Raw genomic sequence first — 24,127 nt, forward strand, 5'->3', positions numbered from 1 at the left:
GGCTGACCTGCGACGTTCGGCCTCGAGTTGCGCCCGGCACGGAGCTTCTCATGCAGCCGATCGGAAGCGGCCTGCCCTGGATCGACGCGGGAGGGCCGCGCGCTCTTGCCAGAATGGGGACGAGCTACATAGCAGGGATGCGAACTTGCCGCCCGTCCCATTTGGGACAGGGCTCGACTTCTACCTGGCCGCACAGGTGGCGAGGTATCCTGCCTGGCGAGGCTGGGGCTACAGGGTCGATGATCAAACCCGGGAATAGGTCGAAGGTCCGCCTGGTCCTAAGGAATCGTCTCAGCAGTGGGCCGGTCTTCGTCTTCGAGCGTGATGCCCTCGAAGAAGAAGGTGAGGACCCGACGATCGTCCTCGCCGCCCAGATCACGTGGACGCATCAGAGGGCGGTCGTCGCCCTTGAGACGGATCGACCAGACCCAGATGCCCCACGCGGCCTCGGGGACATTCACGGCGTAGTCCCGGCGTGCCATGTCGATCGAGATCTTACCCGCTTCAATGCCGTTGATGGACACGGCGATGTTGCGCGGCGCGAAGGCCGAGATCAAGCGAAGCCGGATGGTTTGCGCCGGCTGCGCCGGGCGCACACGCAAAACCACCTCGTTATTTCGCGCCCAGCGGCCGCGCAGCTCGGAATCCCACCATCCGGCTGTGTAGTCGATTTGCGAGGAGCCGGTACCGCCGTCGGCAAACTCGTCAAGTTCCAGAGGACCGATCCCGGGTTCGATCACCTCCGCATGTGCGAGCTCAATGCGAAAGATCTCTTCGCTCATGGTGTCGATCAGGCTTGCCGGCGGAGCGCCGGCGCCCGGCTTCAGTCCGGCTTCTTGAAGGAGGCTAATCAGCCGACGCGTGACAATCGCGCGCCCACGCTGGGTGACGTGGTAGAACGAGTTGTCAGCCAGGCTCATCGGCATCCAGAAATCGGCCGGAGTTCCGATAAGTTCTAGTCCTGCTTGCGAAACCAGATCACGGACCTGTTCGGCTCGGTCGGCCATGCGCGCTTCGTCGGCGTAGCAATCGTCACCGACAACCGTGGGCCAGGTGATTATGACCCGAACGCCCCTCTCCTTGGCTGCATGCAACAGCTGGAATGCCTCCAGGACCCGCCCCGACCGCGCTTCCTTTCGGCTTCCGATCGTCGTCCTGAAGCACCCGGCGGCAAGGGCCTGTTTGGTTACGCCTTGGCTTACGTCGTTGGCCCAACCACCGGAACCGTTCGAATAGAGCATCGCCTCCACATGGCGGAGCGCCATCGCATGTACGGCCTCGACGCTACCGGCCGACAGGCTTTGCGACCGAAGTTTCCTGATGTTGCGCCAGACGGCGCGGGCGACGATCGGAAACGGAGTCGTAAGGATCCTGCGCACCCTCTCGATCGGGGTCTGCACCCAGAAATACTCGCTGATCAGCTCCAGAGAAAGCCGGGCATAGCCCGCGTCACCATCGGGATCGGAATAGCCCTGCCATTCGATGGGCATGACGACAATATCGCCGGGCTTGGCAAATTCGAGAATTCTCCTTGAGCGATCAACGAGCGAATAACCGGCATTATCGGCCACGTTAATGGTCCGCATGTTGAAGGCGGTGGCGAGTTCTCCCGCATCAATTCCGTGATGGCCGTTCGAGCCGGAGTCGATGATGATGCGCGGCCCCGGCGTGTGTTCAAGCAAAAGCCATTTGTAGGTGCTCGGGATGCTGTTTTTCGGAATGGTCGACATGACCGATGCGACATAAGCAAAGCTGACAACGGCAAAGCCTGCCAGACCGCTCGCCACGAGTGCGACCAGTCTTGGGCGGATCGGCTGCCGAACGTCAGAAGTTGAAATAAAGAAAGGGCGATTCATGCATGAATGCCTTTGAAATGATGATGACAAGGACCAGTGAACCGAACGCGGCGCCAGCCAGGCGTGGATCGAAGCGTTCTGCCTCGATGGCTTCGGTCAGCTGGCGGGCGTTCGGCGCGAACAGGGCAACGAGCGTCGCTAGCGTGAGCAGGGACAGAAAATCGACATCAAGAACAGTCGCGCTTGCCGTGCCTCCTCCGCCGCTGAACATGGACTTCAACATTGCGAGCGCACCACCAATCGTCGTGGCGCGAAAGAACACCCAGCCGATGACGGTGGCCCCGAACGTCAGGGCCCAGGTGACGGCGCGCCAGAGTACAGTTTGCGAGACAGTGAGGCCCTGCCGAAAGGCGTGGTTGATCAGTAGCAAAACGCCGTGCCAAGCCCCCCAGATCAAGAAGGTCCACGCCGCGCCGTGCCAGAAGCCGCCGATCACCATCGTAAGAAAAAGGTTGAGATAGTGGCGGCGCTCGCCGCGCCGATTACCGCCGAGCCGTATGTAAAGGTAGTCTCTCAGGAATTGCGAAAGCGTGATGTGCCATCGACGCCAGAATTCCACGATCGACAACGACTTGTAGGGAGAGTCGAAGTTCCAGGGAAACCGTATACTGAACATGCGCGCGAGTCCGACAGCCATGTCGCTATAGCCCGAGAAGTCGAAATAGAGCTGAAAGGTGTAGGCGAGCGCGCCGAGCCACGCCGCCGTTGTGGCGAGAGGTTCTCCGCCGTCGGCCATGGCGAAGATCGGATCGGCCACCGGGCCGAGGTGGTCGGCGAAGATCGACTTCTTTGCTAGGCCGATCAGGAAGATGAGCAGCCCGAACACGAAATCGCTGGCGCGCACCGGGAGGCTCGGCCGCGACTGAAACTGTGGGATCATCGCCGAATGGTGGACGATCGGGCCGGCGAGAAGGTGTGGGAAGAAGGTGACGAAGAGCGCGTATTCGGTGAACCCGTGCCGGCCTCGCTTCCCTTTCAGGGTATCGACGAGGTAGGCGATCTGGACGAAGGTGAAAAACGATATGCCGAGTGGCAGCACCAGGCGCAACAGGGGAATTGATGTCCCGAGCACGGTGTCCAGATTGGCAATAAAGAAGTCGGCATACTTGAAGAGGCCGAGCAGCGCCAGGTTGGCCACAACGCCCAATGTCGTGAGCGCCCTTGCATAGGCGGGCGCAGCCACGATCAAGAGACCGAGCCCGTAGTTGAAAGCGACCGAGCCGACAAGGACCGGGACGAGGTCGAGCCGCCACCATCCGTAGAAGAAGATCGAGGCCAGCAACAAAAAGACGAACGAGAGCCGCGGCAGGCGAAATATCTGAAACAGCGTGTAGCCGGTCAAGACGATCGGCAGAAAACGCAGAATGAATTCGCTCGACTTGAACAGCACGTTGGGGCGCTCACTGAGAAAGGGCCGCTCCGCCAGGATCGGCGTCGGCACTCGGTAGCGCCACCGCGACTCAATTCTAGGCTGCAACGCTTCGGTGGCAATATCCCATTCGGTACTTGTCGAGCTCTTTCAACTCACGCGATGATGAGTCGGTCGGCGCAGAGAACACGAACAGACGAGAGCACGTATGATATCAGAGCCCGTCCCAAGGGAGCCTCTTCGCCGGGGCGCTTCGTGTAACTGTCGGGAGGCTCACTCTTGGTCGCCAAATCGAAAGTGAAAGTCGCCGCCGTGGATGATGAGATACTGTCGTACCTGATGATCGGGAGTGGTGTCGTCCTGGTCTTGATTGGGTTATTCGGCCTGGCGATCCGGCGGCGGTACGATATGAAATCGAGAAAAACGCAGGAGCTGGCCCGCGCAAACGCTTTGCAATCCGGTTCGCCCGACGATTTCGGCCTCTAACGGCTAGCCCCCAACGCGTTCCGTCAGTCACGCCGCTCCACGTTTGGACCGGCATCATCCGTTAAACGACCGATCATCGTTCCTTAAATGCCCGAGCGGTAATCTCCACCAGCGGCGAAAAGACATATTCGAGAATTCGCCGGCTTCCGGTCTTTATTTCGACGCTGACGGCCATGCCAGGTGAGAGCGGGACCGCGGCGCCGTCAGCTAAGACACTGGCGACTTCTGGACGAAGTGTCGCAGGAAAAACGAGGTTCTGCGTACGTTGCGCGCCAGCAAAACCGCGATTTTCAAGCGGCCGGATGGGATTGCCTTCTGCCTGGTTCGCGTCCGGTTCAGGGATGGCGTCATGTTGAATGTTGAGAAGCGTTGCGTTGATCGTACCGTATCGTGTGAATGGCAGTGATTCGATCTTGATGACGGCGGCCTGTCCTGGCCGGACAAACCCGATATCCCGGTTTGGAATGTAGCATTCAATCTCCAGGCCAACCGCGTCGGGCACGATCCGCATGATTTCCTCACCGGTATTCACGACCTGACCCAAGGTGGTCACCGACATGGCGCTTACCCGCCCGGCGATCGGGCTCCTCAGCACCATGTGCTTTTGTCGAACGCGAGCCTTGGCGAGGCGATGCTGGATTCCGTCAATTTCGCGCTCGGCCTCGACGAGCTTTTGCAGGTTCTCGGCCGCGAAATCGCTGTAGCTGCCCACGATGCGTTCGCTGAGCACGTCCAGTGACGCCTCGCTTTCGGCAAACTGACCGCGCGCCGTCGCAAGTTTCGCCTTTTGATCCTGCAACCGTTCGAGTGAATCGATGAGATCGGCTTTCGATCCCGAGCCGGTTCGCACAAGGCTCGAGCGCATATCCACCCGCTCCTGAAGGGTCGCAACGAGCGTCTCCAAAGCCTTGCTCGCGGCGGAATAGAGATCCCGCTCGAGCTGCTTTTGGCGCTTTTCCGCTTCGAGTTCTGCAACTTTCACGTTGAGCTGGTCGAGGGCTCCTTGCAGTACGAGCGTTTCCCGTTCTCTGATTTCACCCGGAATCTCCTCGCCCCACTCGATCGCTGGGCTTTCCGCTCGCTGTCGCGCCTCAATGGCACGCAAGGCGGCTCTCCGCCGGATAGACTCTCCACGAAACGCGCTCAGGCGAGCTGCGAGCTCGTTCACATCAGCATCGGCTTCGCCGCTCTCAAGTCCAACGAGTTCCTGACCTTCCGTGACCGGTTGGCCGTTCTGAACATGAATCGCAACGATCGTTCCCGGCTCACGTGGCTGAATGATCTTGACTCGCCCGAACGGCTGGATCTTGCCCTGAGCAACCGCGATCACATCGATGCGACTCCAGTACGACCACGTCAATACCGAACACGCCAAGAGGCAGATGATCCAGAGCAGTGCGATCCCTACCGGGGACGGCGGCATTTCCAGGATCTCAAGCGCGGCCGGCAGGAACTCCTGATCCGATCGTGTCCGTCGCGGAACGGGAGGCTTGGGACGCTGACCCGAAGGCATGGGCGAGCGCATCAAACGGCCGTTTGGTCTTTGGTGGCATTGGTCTGGAGCGCCCATATGCGGGCATAAAACCCCTGAGGACGCTGGAGGAGCGTATCGTGTGTTCCTGTCTCCACCAGCCGCCCATCCACCAGGCTGATGATTCGATCGCAATGCCGGACCGTGGCCAGGCGATGAGCAATGATGATCACGGTCCTCCCACGCGCGATTTGGCGCATGTTAGCCTGAATGATCTGCTCGCTCTCGTAGTCGAGGGCGGAGGTGGCTTCATCGAAAATCAGGATCGGGGGGTCTGTCGCCAAAGCGCGAGCTATCAAAAGGCGCTGGCGTTGGCCACCCGACAAATTTGCACCCCGCTCCTCGATCATCGTATCATAGCCTTGGCGGAGCTTAGCCACGAACTCGTCAGCGCCGGCCAGCCGTGCGACCGCGATGACCTGCGATCGCGGCATCGCCGGGCTCGCCAACGCGATGTTCTCGTGGATCGTACGGTTGAAGAGCGTGCCTTCCTGAAGCACGACGCCGATTTGGCGCCGGAGCCACAGCGGATCGATATGACTGAGATTTCTGCCGTCCAGCAGCAGCTCTCCTTCGCTCGGAAGGTACAGACGCTGAATGAGCTTGGCCAAGGTGGATTTGCCCGAGCCTGACGGACCGACGATGCCGACAACTTCGCCAGAGTTGATACTCAAGCTGATATCTTTGAGCGCGTCGCGCTCTCCAGGCGAATAGCGGAAGGTCACATGCTTTAAGGCTATCTCGCCTTGCGGCGGCGGCGCTTTCTCGAACACGGTCGACGCATATTCCGGCGCGGCATTCAGGATGTCGCCCAGCCGCTCGACGGAGATCTGCACCTGCTGGAAGTCCTGCCAGAATTGCGAGAGCCGCAGGATCGGTTGCGCGACTTGTCCGGCGATCATGTTAAAGGCGACGAGTCCGCCGATGGTCAGGTCCCCATCGATGACCGCTTGTGCGCCAAAAAGAAGGAGAAGGGCCGAGGAGAGCTTGGAAACATACTGTATCGCGTTCTGCCCGCCGGCTCCGAGTTTTGTCGCTGCAAACCCGGATCGGACATAGGCGGCCAGCCTTTCTTCCCACTGCGCTCTCACAAAAGGTTCAGCTGCGGAGGTCTTGATGGACTGGATTCCGACAACGGCCTCAACCAGAAACTGCTGGCTTGCCGCGCCCAAATTGAACTTTTCGTTGATCTTCTCTCTGAGCAGGGGCCGCACGAGCATCGCAATCGCCAGATAGGCCGGGATTGCTGCCAGGACCGTCCATGTCAGTTTGACCGAGTACGCCTGTAGAACCGCGATGTAGACGAAGGCAAAGAGCAGATCGAGGAGCGAAAAAAGGCCCTGTCCTGTCAGGAAGTTCCGAATGGTCTCCAGTTCGCGAACGCGCGCGATGGTCTGGCCGGCTGACCGGCTTTCGAAATAGTTGATGGGGAGGCGTAATAGATGAGCGAAAAGGCGATGGCTTAATTCTACGTCGATCCGGTTGCTCGTATGCGCGAGTGCATAGGTTCGCAGATATTGCAGCATGACATCGAACATCCCGATCGCCGCGATTCCCCCCACCAACACCAAGAGCGTCGAATAGGATTTGTGCGGGAGAACCTTGTCCACCACGACTTGAAAAAACAGTGGCGTTACGAGTGCAAACAATTGCACGAACAGGGACGCCGTAACGACGTGGAGCAATGGCCGACGGTAGCGCCAGACCGATGCCAGGAACCACTGAAAACCGAAGTGCCTGGGGTTTACCCCCGAGCCGCCAATACGGCGCTGAATCAGCAGAACGAAATTATCGATCGCGGCGTAGAGTTCGTCGGCTGGGAGCTCACGGTAGGCCCGTGTGACAGGATCGACGACGCTGAAGTGGCCAGCCGGAGTCCGTCCGCCGAGAACAGCAAAGGATCCGTCCTGAAAACGGATAATGGCTGGAAGCGGCGCACTGGCCATGCGTCCGATCGAAAGCTTCCTCACAATCCGCGCCTTCAGACCGGCCAGCTTGGCCGCTCGAACAAGGTCATCTGGCTCAGTGCCACCTTGGAGCGCGAGTTCGCGTGCAAGGCTCATGGGATCGGCCGCGATTCGATAGTACGCCGCAATCCCGCAAAGGGCAGCGAGGCCAGAATCGACGCGAACCTTGTCGTGCAAGAAATGGCTCCCCGGAAATATTCCCAAGCGTGTAAATCGTTCGCACTGACCTCGGCCGTGCGGCAATCGGCCTTGTCAGAAAATCAGTGGGGTTGGCGCACGTGGTGAAGTTGGGTGATCAAGTGTCTCCTCGTCGTGACAGGGCCACGCCCGCACGACGAGGCTGGTGAAGCAAGGCAGCTGAGCAGGGCGTGTCCGTCCATGGCCGCCCTTTGCCGCCCGACGCTGTTCGCTCGATGCCGCACCAGCGTATGATTTAGGTCCAGTTCGTTCCGCCTACAACGTTGTAGGCTACAGATGAGCCACCAAGCGGTTGCCAGGTCGGATTGCCACTATGATCGAACAGTGCCGCACCATAATCGCCGGTGCTGTTGTTGCGGAAGAGCACATCGGCAACACCGTCGCCATTGAAGTCGCCGACTTCAACGGCGCTGTAGGCAGTCGAGGTCGGGTTCAAGCCATGCCACGTGCCGCCGCCCGATCCATTGAGCGCCTCGAAGCCCCAGCCCCCCGTGGTATTATTCCGGAAGAGGATGTCCGAGATGCCATCGCCGTTGAAATCACCCACGCCGACAACGCTGTAGGCTGTAGATGAGCCGCCAAGCGGCTGCCACGTCGCGTTACCATTATGGTCGAACAGGGCCGCGCCGTAGTCGCCTGTGCTGTTATTGCGGTACAGAACGTCGGCCACCCCATCGCCGTTGAAATCGGCCACCCCGACGACGCTATAAGCGGCTGAAGTGAGATTTAAGCCATGCCACGTGCCGCCGCCCGATCCATTGAGAGCCTCGAATCCCCAATCACCGGTCGTGTTATTCCTGAAGAGAATATCCGAAACGCCATCACCGTTGAAGTCACCCGTTCCGACAACGCTGTAGGCTGCCGATGAGCCACCAAGCGGCTGCCACGTCGCGTTGCCATTGTGATCGAACACGGCCGCGCCGTAGTCGCCCGTGCTGTTGTTTCTGTAGAGCACGTCGGCCACGCCATCGCCGTTGAAGTCGCTGACTCCAACGACACTATAGGCTGTGGAGGTGAGGTTTAGGGCGTGCCACGTGCCGCTGCCCGATCCATTCAGGGCCTCGAAGCCCCAGTCGCCCGTCGTGTTGTTTCGGAACAGAATGTCCGAGATGCCGTCCCCATTCAGGTCTTTCGGCGTGTGTCCCAGGCCCCACCCGAGCGCCTGCATGATTTGGATGTCCTCTGCCGAAAGCAGTCCCGGACCGCCCACGCCCGGGCCACCGGGCCCGAACGGATCATAGTCGTTCGAATCCCCGAGGACGCCATCCCAATCGGCGAGGTCGAAGCCATCGTTTGTGCCGTTGGCATAAGATGCGTGATACTGCAGCTGAGTTAAAATGCTACGGCCATCAACTGAGAAGTACGTGTTCAGGCCATCGGCCCCGCCCGTATAGTCGTGCTGCCCGCCGGCCGTGTAGCGAAAGAAATCGATGGGCGCCCAGCCGCGACCGTATTGTCCGAGGCCACCGACACGCCCCATGATTCCCTCCGTCAGTTCGTGGAGGATCACGGCTTTCGCGTCATTGGCGCTGTTCTGCAGTGCCGAAGCGGTCCAGTAGTAGCTGTTCAGATAGATTGTGTCGTCTGTGCCGCTCCCGGCGGAGGCCAGTCCGAGAATTCGCGCCTCGCCGATCGAAACGTTAAGTCCAGCCCCGCCCGTGGGGTCGGTGAGTTTCGCCAGAGCAGCGGCTGCCGCGTGTCCTGCGGCGGTTTGTGCGTGCTGCTGAAGCGCGCTCACAAACGAGGCATACGAAACATGTACGGGACTGAAGAAGTTTTCGCCTGAGTAGGCCGGGTTCAGAGACTGGAGGTCAAATGTACAGTGGACAGTGCACGAATTGGGGAACAGCTGTGAGAGATATTGCTCCGCGCCAACCACGATGTTCTTGAATTGCGTGGTCGCACCGGAGCCCCAGGTGTTCACAAAAACCAGGCCGCCCCCCTGAAAGGACACGGTGTCCGTCTCGGAGCCGTCAGACTGGACCTGCTGAACCTGCTGGCTCTGCTGAGCCGAGACTTGATCGGCAGGAGATTGCTGAACTGGTGCCCCGCTATAATTGAGGTTGGCGTCGTCGAAAACGTCGTCGAGCTTCTGCGTTCTGCTAAAAGACATGGTCGGCCCCAGCCTCTAACTTTTAGATCTACAGCTTGGTTGGGTAAAAAGGAATTCAACGCGTAAAAATCGCCGTGCGCGCCTTGAACCGCAGATCGGCCACGGCAGCATCCGGCTTCTACCCTATGTATCGATCCGGGAAATCCGCCTAGTCCCATTTGAGATAGAGACCATCATCAACTTTGAGCTTCGCTCGCGCGGTGCACGGTCGCCACGACGCCAGTTGAGCAGCACACGGCCTTGCATCGAATGTGGCCGGCTCGGACTCGCAGTAACCATGCGGCCTAGACGCCCGATTGATCCTTCGCTTTCCTCTCAATGCGCTTCCGTTGCGCTCGGTTCAGCGTTAATTTGCGGCCCGGTTCACGGGACGATTCCTCGCGACAATCACGGAATACAGCACCTCCCATGCAATCAGCACGCCTGCGGGGGCAGACACTTCGCCAGCCAATGCCCAGCGCTCGACCTATCCTTCTCTGGCTTCTCATCGCCCTGGTCGTCCTGCCAGGATCATTCTTCGGGACCCTGCGGCTCATCGACCAATTTCTTCCGGGCTATGGATACGATGTCGCGCGTTTCCCCAACCTGGGAGCTCATCAAACGTTGACATTCCAAAATGGGGAAAACAACGGCGCCCTCATTCAGGGTTGGTCGCAATTGGAGCCTTGGGGAGTGTGGTCGGACGGCAATCGAGCCCAGCTCGGGTTTGTTATCGCAAGTGCCCTGACCGGGCATCCAAAACTTGTCATAGAGTGCAAGGCATTCATCACTCAAGGAAGCCCCGAACAGAGGATCGAGCTCTGGTCACAGAACATGAAGCTCGGCGATGCTTCGCTCCGAAAGGATACAAACACGGTTACGGTCCCGCTTGAAGGCCTTCGTCTCCCGCCGGGGACACCTTTCATTGTCGAGTTACGGCTCCCACTAGCAAAATCACCTCAACAACTCGGTCTATCGCAAGATCTCCGCAAACTTGGCATCGGGCTCGTGAGGGTGGCCCTCGACGAATGACGCATAAGAGCATGATAGCCGCATGGTTGGCCTTGCCTTCTCAAACGGAGACTCAGGATGGTCACGGCATTTCGATGTCGGCGGCCGGAAGCTGGGCTGGTACGACCCCCTAAATTGTGGACTCGGTGTCCGCGCTACTCACTGAAGGACGCTCGCCGTCAGATGCACATGGTCGCCTCGCTGCAATGCGGCAGATCTTCGATTTGAGCTCGAGCAAATCGATAAACGCATCAGCCTGCCGCCGCAGTTCGTTGGCGATCATGGCCGGCTGAGTTGCCGCACTCGAGACCACGGTTACGTGCACACCGCGCCGCTGAACGGCCATCACCAGCCGGAGGAAATTGCCGTCGCCTGAAAACAGAACAATCCGATCCACATGGCCGGCAAGCTCCATGACATTGATCGCGAGATCGACATCCATGCTGCATTTGACCTTACGTCGGCCGCACGCGTCAATGAACTCCCTAGTCGGTTTAGTGACGACGGTGAAGCCATTGTAGTCAAGCCAATCGATGAAGGGGCTCACCGACGTAAGCCCCTGGTCCTCAGTCGTTCGGGTATAGTAGAGGGCCCGCAGCAGTCGCCCTTGGCTCTCGAATTGCTTGAGCAGGCGCTTGTGATCGATATCGAAGCCCAGCGCCCTAGACGTTGCGTACAGATTTAGCCCATCGATGAATAGAGCGATCCTGTTGTGCGACTGATCTGCCACGAGCCCCCTCCAATGAGAAACTTCGTCGTTTTCGCTATTCTGCCGAACGAGATGATCGCTCGGCAACTGATGGTACCAACCGCGCGCCGATCTTCTGGATGACGGAAGTTGCGTTCCCGCAAAGACCTGGAACAACGTTTTGACTGCGGTAACGGGACCTATCAGATTGCTTTAAGATGTCGGCGGCCGCTCAGGCCCGCTTCCGCCATGCACCTGTAGAAAATCAGCATAAGCTTTGGCGATACCCTCTTTGAGACCGGTCTTGGCGAGCCAACCCAATTCGATCATTCGATCAACATTGAGTAGCTTGCGGGGTGTCCCATCGGGCTTCGTCGGATCGAAGACGATCGATCCTTTGAACCCGATCACCTCGTTGACTGTATGGGCGAGTTCGCCGATCGTGCTATCCTCTCCGGTGCCAATATTGAATATTCCATCGCGGATGTCAGTTCGCTCCATGAGGAATACGCATGCGTCGGCCATGTCGTCGACGTACAGAAATTCGCGTCGCGGCCGTCCCGATCCCCAGACAGGGTAAGTCGCATCCCCCCTCTCCTTCGCCTCGTGGGCCTTACGGATGAGAGCTGGCAGGACGTGGCTATTGTTCAAGTCGTAAGTATCGTTGGGGCCGTACAGGTTCGTGGGCATCGCGGAAACGTACTGCGTTCCGTATTGCCGATTGTAACTCTCGCACAGCTTGATCCCCGCAATTTTGGCGATTGCGTAGGGTTCGTTCGTCGGCTCCAATAGCCCGCTGAGCAAGTACTCTTCCTTGATCGGCTGAGCGCAGCCTCGCGGGTAAATGCAACTTGATCCGAGAAACAGGATACGTGTCACGCCGGCCAGCCAGGCCGCATGAATGATGTTCGCCTCGATCATGAGATTCTGATAGATGAATTCCGCGCGATAGTTGTCGTTCGCGTGTATGCCACCGACCTTGGCCGCCGCCAAAAAGATGTACTCGGGCTTCTCTCCCGCAAGAAACTGCGCAACAGCTGCCTGATTGGTCAGATCCAGACGGGACCGCGCGCAGGTTAGCAAGTTTTCATATCCGGATCTTTGGAGCCGCCGGACGATGGCGGAGCCGACCATGCCACGATGTCCGGCGATAAAGATCTTGCTGTATTTGTTCATCGCACTACTCGTGATAATTGAATGCGCTAAATCCGTGCCGCTTGATCAGCTCATCGCGCTGCGCCGCTTTCAGGTCCTCGCCCATCATTTCCTTCACGAGCTCCTTGAAGGAGATCTTTGGCTGCCAACCAAGCTTGGTTCTCGCCTTGGAGGCATCGCCTAGCAAGGTTTGCACTTCGGTCGGCCGGAAATAACGTGGATCGACCGCGACGATGCAGTTGCCGGCGGCATCGTAACCTTTCTCGTTCACGCCCGACCCTTTCCAGTTGATCCGCAAATCGATTTCGTGGGCGGCGGTTTCGACAAACTGGCGCACGCTGTATTGGATACCGGTAGCAATAACGAAATCCTCCGGCTTGTCCTGCTGCAGCATCATCCACTGCATTTCGACATAATCCTTTGCATGGCCCCAATCGCGCTTGGCGTCGAGGTTACCAAGGTACAAGCAATCCTGAAGGCCCAGGTTGATGCGAGCCAGGCCGCGCGTAATCTTGCGCGTCACGAATGTCTCGCCGCGCAGCGGGCTCTCGTGGTTGAACAGAACGCCGTTGCAGGCGTACATGTCGTAAGCCTCACGGTAGTTCACCGTTATCCAGTAGGCGTAGAGCTTCGCCACGGCATAAGGGCTGCGCGGATAGAACGGCGTTGTTTCCTTCTGCGGGATCTCCTGAACGAGACCATAAAGTTCGGACGTGCTGGCCTGATAAAAGCGTGTCTTCCTTTCCAGACCGAGGATGCGAATGGCCTCAAGCACGCGCAGGGTTCCCAGCGCGTCGGAATTGGCGGTGTATTCCGGCTCTTCGAAACTCACGGCGACGTGGCTTTGCGCGGCCAGATTGTAGATCTCATCGGGCTGCACTTGCTGAACGATACGCACCAGAGAGGACGAGTCGGTCATGTCACCATGGTGAAGAATGAAGTGGCGGTTTTTCTCGTGGGGATCCTGGTAGAGATGGTCGATCCGGTCGGTGTTGAAGAGCGAGGTCCGGCGCTTGATGCCATGCACTTCATAGCCCTTGGAGAGGAGTAGCTCCGCCAGGTACGCGCCATCCTGGCCGGTAACGCCCGTGATCAGTGCCTTTTTCATTTTTGAGTAGTCCTTGTTTGCGTAATCTTCGAATATTGCTTGCTGTCTGCTCGGCTTTCAGCGATAGGATGCGGCCCGCCTGGAAGCGCGAATTCGGTTCACGTCAAGCGTGAGCACCACTCGCGCCCGATATGGCGAAGCACGTAGGGAAATACGGCAAGTCTCAGCTCGGCTGCTGACGGGACATAGCCCAGGCAACGCGCGCGAATTCTGTTCATCTCGACGAGGCCAAGGTCCTTTTGAGCTGTCGTCTTCTGGTCGGGATGCACACGGAAAGCGCCAATAAACCGTGGCAGGTGGCAGAAACGCGCCCCGAATTCCCGGAACCGCACCAGCAATTCCCAGTCCATCGCAAACTCAAAGGAGTCGTCGAGATGCGACCCAACGCGCTCCCAGAGACGTCGCCGCCAGAAGATCGTCTCTTGGGGAATGTAATCGACCCATGAGAGTATCCGGTCTGAATGACTCGGAAGCATCCAGCGGCCGATCTCTCGGCTGTCGCGGTCCACTACAATCCGGTCGCCATAGACCACGTCCACATCGGGGTGCATGGCGAAGAAACGAGCGACGAATTGGAGCGCACCCGGAAGCAGAAAATCGTCGCCATTGAGCCAGCCGAGAATGTCGCCCGATGCGAGGGCAAAGCCCTTATTGAGCGCATCTGATTGCCCGTTATCCTTTTTGCTCTCGTAATGGCTCAAATACTTGCGGTAGACCGCGATAGTTTCAGTCGTACCATCTGTCGACCCCCCATCGATGATGATGTATTCCATAGGCGCGACGTTTTGGCTGAGCACGCTCTCGATGGCCTGGGCAACAAACGGGGCCTGGTTCAGGACGGGTGTGACTATGGAAATGGAGAGCGGGCTTATGTAGTCCACTCCAGTCGCTGGCGCTCGAATCGGCCGTGGCGGATAGGCCTGGAGCTGGCCAAGCCGAAAGCCGCTTACTTGACGAAGGATCGTCTTCCACTCTGGTACGATAGGCATTTAATGCGCGCCCGAGGACTCGTGCGACAGATCAAGAATCCCAACCAGCTGATCCGTCTCGCGACGATCGGAAAAGCGGTAGCCGAGCGACAGGTACAATCTTTGGGCCGCAATGTTGTCCGGATAGACCTTGAGGCGGATTTGCATGGCGCCCGACAGTCGAGCGGTCAGATGGAGGTGCTCCATCAGAAGCCGTGCCGCGCCGCTCCCCCGGAGTTCGGGTACGACATAGATGCCAAGACTTGGAACGGCGAAGCCCTCATCCCAACCTCGCAGCAATCCATAGGCCAAAAGCCGATCGTCCGCCCGAAGCGCCAGATATCTATCGTTTCCGCGGTCGCTGCAGATGCGCGCGGCTTCGGCTTGCGTGAATGGATGCGGGTGAAAACGACTGCTGCGCTGATCGCTAGCGATCACGGCAAAGAGCTCGGCCAGCAACGTGGCATGACCTGGTCGCAGATGAACGATTTCAAGGCTGACCGTCATGCCGCGACCTTTGTCCCGCCGATCGCCTTGCGCAGACCGCGCCAGCAATCACCGATTGTCAGCCTGTCGCCAACGAGAGGGCCCGACTTCGCGATCGTCTCGCGAAAGAGTCCGCGCAGGCAATAAGCCGGCCGGCGCATGTTCAGCCATAGCCATACGGCTTTGAAGTAGAGCAGGCGATAGACCACGTGGTGCGTGTCGCCATAGTGATTGCCATGCAGCGTTTGATAAAGATTGTCGCTGATGGCCTGCACGAAGTACGGTGAGACCCGCCCAAAATGCTTGACCTGCACGGCCGCGACTTCAGCCAGGAGTTCGAGCGTCTGCCCCGCCGACTTCGTCGTCGCATACCAGCGGTTACCCGAGATGTCGACGTCGCATGCGGCAAACCGACAACCCGCAAGCGCAAGGCGTGTCCATAGGTCGTAGTCCATGCAAAACTTCAGCGCGCGGTTTATTCCGCCCGCCTTCATGTAGGCAGACTTGCGGAAGAATATCGAAGGCTGCGCAACATAGCCTTTCTCGAACATTTGGCCGGCTACGTCGATTGTTGGACCGACAGGAATTGTTGGGTAAGGCCTAGGATTATTGCCATCCTCATCCATGTAATGGCCGTTGCCGACGACGACCTCCACCTCAGGGTTACGCGCAACGACCTCGTTAACCGCCCAAAGCGCGCGATTGCACTGAACGTCATCTGAGTTCAGCCAGGTGATCCACCCCTCGCGCGCCCGTGCGAATCCCTTGGCAATCGCGTCCGATTGGCCAAAATCCCGCTCGCTGATCCAGGTGATGCGGTCACCGTAGCGCTTCAGGCGTTCGACAGTGTCATCCGTCGAGCCTCCGTCCATCACCAGGATATCGAGTGCCGGATAGTCCTGCTCCAGCAGACTGGTTATTGTGTCATCGATAAAGCGGCCCTGATTGTACGATGGGACAACGACCGTAATCGGAATCTCTGTCTTCTCCATCAGCACGTCTCCTTAAGCAGCTATGCGGCGAACCTGGGCCGCCCACGTCCTGACACTCCGCATGGATCGTGACGCGAGCCGTGGCGACCAACGTAGATTCATGACCATCCAGTGCCACCGCGCCATGAGCTGTACCTTTCGGCTTGCTGAGGGCGCTGCGCCGCGCGCCCACGCTGCACCGTGCTCGATCGTGTATGCGTATTTGAAGGCCCAGCTAAAGGGCACGACGCCGTAATATTGATGCACGGTCTCGCAGATCCCGCGCAGCAACTTTCGATTCGCATTGGCGGTGATTGCGTCGTCATGCAGTCGCGACAATGAAAAATAGTCATCGCAAAAGTAGAACGGCACATTCTCCTGCCAACGCATCCAGAGCTCATAGTCGAGGATCTTGGAACCGAGCGCGCCACATAGCGTTACGGCGATGCGTTTGAAAAACAGCGACGGCTGCGGCACGAGACAGAAATGCATCATGCGTCGGCGCTGCTCGGACAGCAGCGGACTCCAATCGACCGGGTAATCAATGACGGGGTTCAGATCCCGGTCCGCGTACCGGTTGCGGCCGTACACGACCATTGCCATTTGATTGTAGTGAAAGAAGGTTGCGACCTTCCAAAACGTGTCGGTTAGATAGACATCGTCCGAATTGATCCAGGCGATTATTTCGGCCGTCGTATTGGCAATGCCCTTGTTGACACCGTGATGATGTCCTCCATCCGGCCGACTGTCGTAGCGAACAAGGCCGGGATGAACTCGGGCGTATTCTTCCAGAATAGTGACGGATCCATCGGACGATCCGCCGTCGGCGACGAAGATTTCCAGCTTGGGGTAGCCCTGTGCGAGAACGGACTCTAGCGTCTCCCGCAGGAACTTCGCCTGATTGAACGAGGGAACAACTACCGCGAAGCCTGGCAGCTCTGCGCGCGGCAGACTGCGGACGTGCGCGATCTGCTCTGGTTTCGGGTTGAATGCGAGGCTGCGCTCGAGGTCATTCATCATCGAATTCCGGTATCGGGTTTCTGTCTCACGCGCGGACTATGCTGAGCGACGCACCAGGTCGGTGATTGCCGCGCAGATCTCGTCGATTTCCTCATCCCGAAGACCCGTGTAGGTCGGAAAATTGATCCCATGCGCCGAGAGGAATTCCGTATTGGGAAGCTTTTCGCCGGACGCGTACATCGGCAGGTGATGCATGGGCACAAAGAATGGCCGCGTCTCAATGCCGTAATCTCGGGCGAGGTAACGCATGATGGTCTCCCGGCGCTTTTCCCCGCCGGCTGTCAGGACCGCCGAGAATAGCCAGTAGGTTCCCTCATAGCCTGCGATCTGCGCCGGCAGCTGCAGAAGGCCCTCCACTTCGAGCGGGTGAAGCCGCTCCGCATACCGCTTGGCGATCCGACGGCGTTCGGCGAGATGAAAATCGAGCATCTCGATCTGACCAAGACCGATTGCTCCCGCAATGTTGGTCATTCGGTAGTTGTAGCCCAAGATGGGATGCCAGTACCTGCGCTCGAGATCCATTCCTTGACCACGCAGCATCTTGGCGTGACGGCGACGCGCAGGATCACGGACGTGGACTGCGCCACCCTCTCCCGTCGAAATGGTTTTATTCCCATAGAAACTAAACGTCGCCGCGTCGCCGAAACTACCCGCTGGTCTGCCGAACACCTTGGCGCCGAGGCTTTCAGCACAATCCTCAAGCAGCCACGCGCCACGATCCCGGCACAGTTCTGCAATTTGCGCGACGTCCGTTGGCAGTCCGTATAAATGAACCGCCAAGACGCCGGCGGTGCGCGGTGTCCAGGCCCGCTCGATGAATTCGGCGGAGGCGTTCCAGGTTTTCAGATCGCAATCAACGAACACCGGAGTTGCGCCGCAGTAGCGAACGGCATTGGCCGAAGCGACATAGGTCAGCGAAGGAACAATGACCTCCTCGCCTGCACGCAATCCAAGCGCAAGACACGCCAGGTGAAGCGCGGTCGTTCCGTTACTCGCGGAAAGACACTCGTCAACCTGTAACATCTTCGCGATCGCGTGCTCGAACTTCTGGAGATACGCGCCGTTGCTGGAGATCCAGCCGGAATCGATCGCGTCGATGACGTAACGCCGTTCGTTACCGCACAAAACCGGCTTGGAGACCTGGAATCGAATGTTCATTCAATTTACTTCTTAAAGTCGCTGCTGAATCATCAAACGGAAAACACGCACCGCATCCCGAAAGAGCGGTCAAAAGCTCACCCAGGCTGTGCCGCCGCCGCACACGCGTTGAATCGTTCACTTCTCTCCCCGCGTGCATAGTCGTAAGCGCCTGCCAGACCCGCGATGTACTTCTCGATGTCATGATCCCGGCCTGCCTTCGCGTGCGCTCGCTCGGCGTGCGTCTGGCGATCGTCGGGATCATCGAGCCATCGCAGCATCTTGGCCGCGATGTCCTCGACATCGAACGGGTCGAAGAGCAGGCCAGCGCCGCCGCGCGTCAGTTCAGGTAACGACGTGACGTTCGAGCACATCGCAGGCACACCGAGCACTTGAGCCTCGATGACAGGATAGCTTGAGGCTTCGAACGTCGAGGGCATCACGCAATAGAGAGAGCCCTTATAAATTGCCGCGAGATGATCGACCGGAACGTGGTCAAGGCAAACGACATCCGCGCCGAGGCCCAGCTGTTCGATGGTTGCTTGCACGGCCGGCCAGCCGGAATGCCCGCGGTAACCGGTAAAGACCAGCTTCAGATCGACATTGGGACACTTGTCGCGCACAATCCGGAGGGCTTGAACAAGCCTCGCATGATTTTTGTGCGGCCAGAACTGCGCCGGATATATCGCGTAAATCGATGGTAGCTTGTACAGCGAGATCGCATCCTGGACGCTGAAGCCATCAAGGCCCGCGATCACTCTCGGATCCCAGGTGACCGGCACCGTAAAGACCTTGGCGGCCGGCACCCGCATCTGGTTGATGAGATCGTTCCGGACGAAGTCGGAGGACACGACGATCGCATCCGCAAGGGACGCCGAGAGGCCGTACAGCCTGTTGCGGGCTTCGATATCCGACGGGGAGAAGTTCTCGGGAAAATGAAGGTGCTGCAGGTCGTGCAGGTTCAGGACGGAAGGAACACGGAAGTCAAGGACAGAGAAGATCTGAACAGGACTGTGGAGAATATCCACGCCGATATCTTCGCGCAGCCGCGAGAACGTCGCCATCGAAGTCGTTGCGCTCAATCGTCGGGTGCGGCTGAGGAGCCGGTTCGACACATCGATCGCCAACCCGACCGCAGCACTCCTGCGCATCACGAAGTAGCCGACCCTGGCACCAAACACCTTGCGCAGTGGCGCAACCTGGTCTGGCAGGCAAATGAGCGTAACGCGCCGCCCCCCCTCCAGCAGCGCACTGGTCAGCATCTTCATATAGGTCTCGACGCCGCCAGAGACGCCAAAGACGATCTCGAGCGTGTCAATCGCCACGTGCAAGCCGTTTCCGGTCGCTTCGGCGGGGACGTAATCGCCGTAGGCCGGCACCGTATGCCGGCGCCGCGCGCGCAGATCGGCAAGCCCGCGCAGCACCGCCTTTCCGTTGAGGTTGCGGATCGCCGCCAGCTCGATAACCTGGTCCTTGGCAAGCAGCTTATGGGACTGAATCGTGTTCTCGAGCGAGGCACGCTCAAGATCCACGTTCAGGCGTTCGATGACCTGCGACTTTTCTGCGCGGTCGGCTTCGACAGCCCTAAGCTCGGTCTCCAGGCGCTGCGTTGCCTGAAGAACCTTGTCGCGGGCTTCCAAAATAGCCAGCCGGTCGGTCTTGAGTTCGGCGACTTCTCGGTCAAGGCGCTCGATAGTGGCTTCCTTTTCGGTCCGGTCGGCGCCGATGGTACGCAGTTCACTCTGCAAACGCGTATTGGTCTCCAGCAACTTCTCGCGTGCCTCGGTCGAGGCCTGGCACTCACCCGCCAACTCGGTCACTTGCTGAGCGAGCCTCGCGATCACGTCCGCCTTGTTGACTTGATCCGCCTCAACCGACCGTAGCTGGCTTTCCACGCTTTGGTTGACACTTAGAATCGTCTCGCGCTCATCGAGCAGCTGCTGGCGGCTTGTTCTAAGCTCGGACAGTTCCGCAGCGAGCCCCTCAAGATTGACAGCCTTTGCAGCACGATCTTCATCAACGGCTCGCAATTCCTCCGCGAGCCGCTCATTCGCCTCCAGAACGTCTTCACGCTCTTTCGCCAGCGCCATTTGGCTGTTCTGCAGGTCCGCGAGCTCTCGTTCGACACGTTCAAGGACGCTGGCCTTTTCGGTCCGGTCGCCTTCGACCGCACGCAGCTCACCCACGAGACGCCGATTGGTGTTTAGGACGTCTTCTCGCTCCTGCAGCAACACCTGATGGGCACGCTTGAGCTCATGAACTTCCGCAAGCTCAACTCCATCATGAACACATGGCGGGAGGGAAAGGCGCTTTCGCAGACCTGCATCCTCCCTCCGCAGATAGAAGCGGCTGAGACCGTCGTACCAGGCAAGCTCATAGTCAGCCGCAAGTATGGCTGGCTCCCAGTCATCCCAGTTGCGGATCCGGTCGATCTGATCCCAGTCCTCGATTTTGACGGACGGCAACGTCGCTTCGATAACAAGCACGCGTGGCCGGCGCGTCCTCAAATCAAGACCGCGGAGCACCGTTTCTTCGAACCCCTCGACGTCAATCTTCAAGAAGTCGATGACCCGGTCTCCGCAGCCAGCGATCACCTCTTCAAGCGTCACGACCGGTACTTCGTAGGAAATGACTTCGTACCCGGCGCGTTGCAGCTCCCCGGCTTGCGTTTCATTGGCCGTCGACAGAGACGTAAGCTGTTTACACTCGTAGAAACGCAACCGCCCGGCCAAGTCGGCCACTGCGACGTTGAGATTCCGATCACGCGGCCTTTCTTCCGCGAACAGCTGAAATTGCCGCGAGACCGGCTCGATATTGATGCCCGTCCAGCCTAGGTCGTAAAAATGTCTCGTCACCGAATGACGGGTCGGATCCCAGGCACCCACATCGATGTAGAATCCGCTCGCCTGGCCCTGGAAGAGCCTGGCGAGAATCACATCCTCGAAGTTTTGGCTGTAGGAGATCATCTGGGTGACTTTTCAGGGCGCGCAGCCTGAGGCACGAGCGACAGCTGTTGCACGCTCGGCAGGTCGGCAACGCCGTAATGGCTAAACAGACATGGATTACCCTGATGCCGGTGGATCACGGAAATGGCAGCCATTGCGCTAATGTGAGACAGCAGCTGAATATGCGGCGCTATCTCCGAAGGCAGGCAGGCGCGGCGACGGTCGAACATCGCCTTCGGCAACTCGGCAAGCCCCGATTCGAGCGTGTACTCGCCGACATCGATATCGAGCTTGATGTCGTGTACGCAGCGAAGCCTCGTACCCGTCGTATCAATCGCTTCAGGTGGCGTATCGAACTGCAGTGAATTGCGGCCATGGACCAGAACGCCTTTTGCGTTGATTAGCTGGACACCGACCAAAGGCACCTGGACCGGCTGATCCACGAGAAACTCAACGTAGATCCGCAACCATTCGCCTTGCTGGAAGACCCGGCGCGCTTTGCCGTTGCGGTCTGCGATGACCGCCCTGACTGCCTTTGCAGTTGATCGCCCGAACTGCTCGACCGCGCTGAGATCAAGTATCGCGGTAGGATTGGCCTGAAACGGATCCCACTCTTCCTTCAACTGCGTTGCCAGAGACGCGTCGCCCGGGACGCCCCTCTCTCGCACTTCGTGGAACTCTTCCCTGCACTGACCGGTGGGCGTTCCATATTCGTGATGGAAGTAGTATTCGACCGCTTCCTTGCCCCTTCCTTCAAAGACCTTTCGTCCCTGCGACAGAACCACGCCACGATTGCAGAACTCGGCGGCGTCCGCCATCGAGTGCGTAACAAGCAGAACCGTCATTCCGCGCTCGCGAAGCTCGTTCAATCGCGCGTAACATTTCTGCTGAAAGAACACGTCGCCGACAGCCAACGCCTCGTCCACGAGCAAGAGGTCTGGTTCTGCATGTATGGCGACGCTGAATGCCAGGCGCAGGAACATTCCGCTCGAGTATGTCTTGACCGGGCGATCGATATATTCACCGATGTCGGCAAACGTAATGATCTCCTCAATGCGGTCGCGCATCTGACGCTCGGTCAAGCCGAGAATCGCGCCGTTGATGAACACGTTTTCCCGTCCGGAGAATTCCGGATTGAAGCCACTGCCCAACTCCAGCAAGCCGGCGATACGCCCCGACGTCTGCACCGAACCGCTCGTTGGCTTGAGGACGCCCGCCAAAATCTGGAGGAGCGTGCTTTTGCCGGCGCCATTTCGCCCAATGACAGCCAACGCATCACCCGGCAGAAGATCGAAACTTACGCCGCTGAGTGCCTCATACGCCGGCGGCTCCTTCAGCAAGGATCCGAACAATGCCCGCGCCAATAGGTGGCCGGGGCCACGATGCAAGTGATATCGTTTGCTGAGCGCCCGCACCTGCACGATGGGAATGCCCGCGCTCACTTTTGCCCGGGCAGCATCAACGCCCGCGAGAATGTTCATGCCAACACCCCATGAGCAGCCAACACAGAGCGAAACCTCGTGGCTAGGTCAGCGGTCTCGGCGTCTCGACAGCGTCCCAGGCAAGCCATGGCCATGTCCGAGGCCCCGTAGACAGCCTCCGTTATCCAGGCGAGGCGGACCAGTTCGCGGCTGGCTAGCTGGTCGAGCCGACGCAAAGACGGCACAAAGACGGCGTCTGCCCAGAGCGTTTGTGACGGCGCCCGTCCGACCGCGTAACCGCCGTGCATCATCCGCCGACCTTCGGGATTATGGAAATGATGGAACATGAATCCCCGATGGCGCAGAAAGATCTCGCATTCGGAGAACAACGGCTGGTCACGGTAGATCTGGAGAAACTCAGTCTCCGCATGCACGACAAGCGTCCGCTCGAGCAGCCGCTCGGCGTTTCGAAGCGCAAGGAGCGTCCCGCCCTGGATGTCAAGTTTCAGGAAGTCTGCGGCCGGCACTCCCTCGATATCGTCGAGACGCACGGTCGATATCGGGATCTCCTCCGTCACCTCGCACATCTCCGCCAGCCCCTCAAAGTGAACAAGCAGCTGTCCATTGGGCCGGAGCAGGGACGAGGTGAGGGGCGCTCGACAGACGTAAAACGAGGCTTGGGCGCCGTCACCAATTGCGTACGGAAAGAAGCGGCGCTTGCCCGACCATTTCTCATTGAGCCGGGCACACTCGACGCGATTGGGCTCGAAGCCAACAACCGCCGCACCTTTGCCGGCAAGCAGCGGCGCGTAAACGTCCGCGTCGCCCGAACCGTGAGCGCCGACATCGACGACCGTGCAGTCCTCAATGAACGGCGCGAACAGCGCGGCGAGCGCGCGCAAATAGTCCTGTCCGCGCTCAGAAGCAGCCGTCATCACAGCACATCGGCGAATGAGCGCCGCGTTCGCTGGAAGAAGGCGAATGTCGCGAACGCAAAGAGAAAGCAAGCCAGCGAGTGGCTGACCCATTCGCCTGGCGTTGTCACCTCGCCGTCCAGAACTGCGTTTCTGAACGCAGTCGCAAACCACGTCACCGGATTCAGTTCGACCACCTTGGCAAACGCCGGTGGAACCGCGGAGTCTGGATAGCAAACCGGCGCCAGGAACATCAGCAACTGCGCCAGCAGGGGGCTCAATTGCGACAGATCCCGAAAGAACACGCCAAGGGTTGCGAAGAGGAATGCGACACCGAGGCCAAGCGCCGCCAACGGCACGAATATCAGCGGCAGCATCAGGACGGTTGGGGGCACGTCAGCCCAGAGGATTCCGACGGCGGCAACGAGGATTAGCGCGTTGATTGCGGCCAGCACGAGCGCGCTATTGACGACCACCACCGGAAGCAGAGAAAGCGGAAAGCGAACTTTCTTCACGAAGTTCGACGCGGACGTGATGCATGACGCAGAGCGTGTCATGACCTCCGCGATAAAGAGGTAAGGCACCAGTCCGGCAAAGATCATCAGCGCGCCCTCGTTCGGTCGACCCTCCGTGCCCGCCGACCAGCGCACGTTCAGGACGAGCGAGAACACGAACGTAAACATCGATAACAGCAGGCCCGCATACAGAAACGGCCACAAGACACCCAAAACCGTGCCACGGTAGCGCTGAGACAGGTCTCTTCGCGTCAACATGAACCCAAGCCAAAACGTCTGCGTCATATCC

General features: G+C 59.0%; 19 protein-coding genes. 2 read left to right on the forward strand and 17 right to left on the reverse strand.

The features are described from left to right. Nucleotides 1–278 precede the first annotated feature (278 nt). Nucleotides 279–1,856, reverse strand: coding sequence for a hypothetical protein (locus ACVWW6_RS01700; RefSeq protein WP_456680007.1), 1,578 nt, complete (start codon nucleotides 1,854–1,856; stop codon nucleotides 279–281). Beyond that, entirely contained in the window at nucleotides 1,825–3,297 is a 1,473-nt protein-coding gene (locus ACVWW6_RS01705; protein ID WP_456680008.1) for an MBOAT family O-acyltransferase, read from the reverse strand. Before ACVWW6_RS01705 ends, ACVWW6_RS01700 begins: the two co-directional genes overlap by 32 nt. A gap of 207 nt (nucleotides 3,298–3,504) precedes the next feature. On the opposite strand from ACVWW6_RS01705, the gene ACVWW6_RS01710 reads away from it, so the two are divergent. Then, entirely contained in the window at nucleotides 3,505–3,711 is a 207-nt protein-coding gene (locus ACVWW6_RS01710) for a hypothetical protein (protein WP_456680009.1), read from the forward strand. 73 nt (nucleotides 3,712–3,784) lie between these two features. Here ACVWW6_RS01710 and ACVWW6_RS01715 read toward each other — a convergent pair whose 3' ends face one another. The 3 genes from ACVWW6_RS01715 to ACVWW6_RS01725 form a co-directional block, all read right to left on the reverse strand. Continuing rightward, nucleotides 3,785–5,224, reverse strand: coding sequence for an HlyD family type I secretion periplasmic adaptor subunit (locus tag ACVWW6_RS01715; protein WP_456680010.1), 1,440 nt, complete (start codon nucleotides 5,222–5,224; stop codon nucleotides 3,785–3,787). 11 nt (nucleotides 5,225–5,235) lie between these two features. After that, on the reverse strand, nucleotides 5,236–7,386 hold the full coding sequence (locus ACVWW6_RS01720) for a peptidase domain-containing ABC transporter (RefSeq protein ID WP_456680011.1): 2,151 nt from the start codon (nucleotides 7,384–7,386) through the stop codon (nucleotides 5,236–5,238). A gap of 256 nt (nucleotides 7,387–7,642) precedes the next feature. Then, complete coding sequence (locus ACVWW6_RS01725; RefSeq protein ID WP_456680012.1) at nucleotides 7,643–9,520, reverse strand: FG-GAP-like repeat-containing protein; 1,878 nt, start codon at nucleotides 9,518–9,520, stop codon at nucleotides 7,643–7,645. 450 nt (nucleotides 9,521–9,970) lie between these two features. Between ACVWW6_RS01725 and ACVWW6_RS01730 the strand changes: the two genes are divergently transcribed. Then, nucleotides 9,971–10,531: a DUF7024 domain-containing protein gene (locus ACVWW6_RS01730; RefSeq protein WP_456683108.1), complete on the forward strand. Its 561-nt coding sequence runs from the start codon at nucleotides 9,971–9,973 to the stop codon at nucleotides 10,529–10,531. A 109-nt stretch (nucleotides 10,532–10,640) separates the two neighbouring features. Here ACVWW6_RS01730 and ACVWW6_RS01735 read toward each other — a convergent pair whose 3' ends face one another. From ACVWW6_RS01735 to ACVWW6_RS01790, 12 genes are all read right to left on the reverse strand, one after another. Beyond that, entirely contained in the window at nucleotides 10,641–11,240 is a 600-nt protein-coding gene (locus tag ACVWW6_RS01735; protein ID WP_456680013.1) for a LabA-like NYN domain-containing protein, read from the reverse strand. 171 nt (nucleotides 11,241–11,411) lie between these two features. Then, nucleotides 11,412–12,374, reverse strand: a complete 963-nt coding sequence (locus ACVWW6_RS01740; protein WP_456680014.1) for a GDP-L-fucose synthase family protein — start codon at nucleotides 12,372–12,374, stop codon at nucleotides 11,412–11,414. Nucleotides 12,375–12,378: 4 nt separating this feature from the next. After that, entirely contained in the window at nucleotides 12,379–13,461 is a 1,083-nt protein-coding gene (gene gmd, locus ACVWW6_RS01745; RefSeq protein ID WP_271575092.1) for a GDP-mannose 4,6-dehydratase, read from the reverse strand. A gap of 98 nt (nucleotides 13,462–13,559) precedes the next feature. Next, nucleotides 13,560–14,342, reverse strand: a complete 783-nt coding sequence (locus ACVWW6_RS01750; protein WP_456680015.1) for a glycosyltransferase family 2 protein — start codon at nucleotides 14,340–14,342, stop codon at nucleotides 13,560–13,562. A gap of 108 nt (nucleotides 14,343–14,450) precedes the next feature. After that, nucleotides 14,451–14,936: an N-acetyltransferase family protein gene (locus ACVWW6_RS01755; RefSeq protein WP_456680016.1), complete on the reverse strand. Its 486-nt coding sequence runs from the start codon at nucleotides 14,934–14,936 to the stop codon at nucleotides 14,451–14,453. Further along, nucleotides 14,933–15,907, reverse strand: coding sequence for a glycosyltransferase family 2 protein (locus tag ACVWW6_RS01760; RefSeq protein ID WP_456680017.1), 975 nt, complete (start codon nucleotides 15,905–15,907; stop codon nucleotides 14,933–14,935). Before ACVWW6_RS01760 ends, ACVWW6_RS01755 begins: the two co-directional genes overlap by 4 nt. A 12-nt stretch (nucleotides 15,908–15,919) precedes the next feature. After that, the gene (locus ACVWW6_RS01765) at nucleotides 15,920–16,903 is read right to left on the reverse strand and encodes a glycosyltransferase (protein WP_271575096.1); all 984 of its coding nucleotides are present in this window, start codon (nucleotides 16,901–16,903) and stop codon (nucleotides 15,920–15,922) included. A 39-nt stretch (nucleotides 16,904–16,942) separates the two neighbouring features. Next, nucleotides 16,943–18,064: a DegT/DnrJ/EryC1/StrS family aminotransferase gene (locus ACVWW6_RS01770; RefSeq protein ID WP_456680018.1), complete on the reverse strand. Its 1,122-nt coding sequence runs from the start codon at nucleotides 18,062–18,064 to the stop codon at nucleotides 16,943–16,945. 77 nt (nucleotides 18,065–18,141) lie between these two features. After that, nucleotides 18,142–21,009, reverse strand: coding sequence for an FkbM family methyltransferase (locus ACVWW6_RS01775; protein WP_456680019.1), 2,868 nt, complete (start codon nucleotides 21,007–21,009; stop codon nucleotides 18,142–18,144). Then, complete coding sequence (locus ACVWW6_RS01780) at nucleotides 21,006–22,469, reverse strand: ABC transporter ATP-binding protein (RefSeq protein ID WP_456680020.1); 1,464 nt, start codon at nucleotides 22,467–22,469, stop codon at nucleotides 21,006–21,008. Before ACVWW6_RS01780 ends, ACVWW6_RS01775 begins: the two co-directional genes overlap by 4 nt. After that, nucleotides 22,466–23,344 (reverse strand): FkbM family methyltransferase, encoded by an 879-nt coding sequence (locus ACVWW6_RS01785; protein WP_456680021.1) that lies wholly within the window; start codon nucleotides 23,342–23,344, stop codon nucleotides 22,466–22,468. The genes ACVWW6_RS01780 and ACVWW6_RS01785 overlap by 4 nt, the downstream gene beginning before the upstream one ends. After that, on the reverse strand, nucleotides 23,344–24,123 hold the full coding sequence (locus ACVWW6_RS01790; RefSeq protein ID WP_456680022.1) for an ABC transporter permease: 780 nt from the start codon (nucleotides 24,121–24,123) through the stop codon (nucleotides 23,344–23,346). The genes ACVWW6_RS01785 and ACVWW6_RS01790 overlap by 1 nt, the downstream gene beginning before the upstream one ends. Between the last annotated feature and the right edge of the window lie 4 nt (nucleotides 24,124–24,127).

Source organism: Bradyrhizobium sp. USDA 3311, from assembly GCF_054062495.1.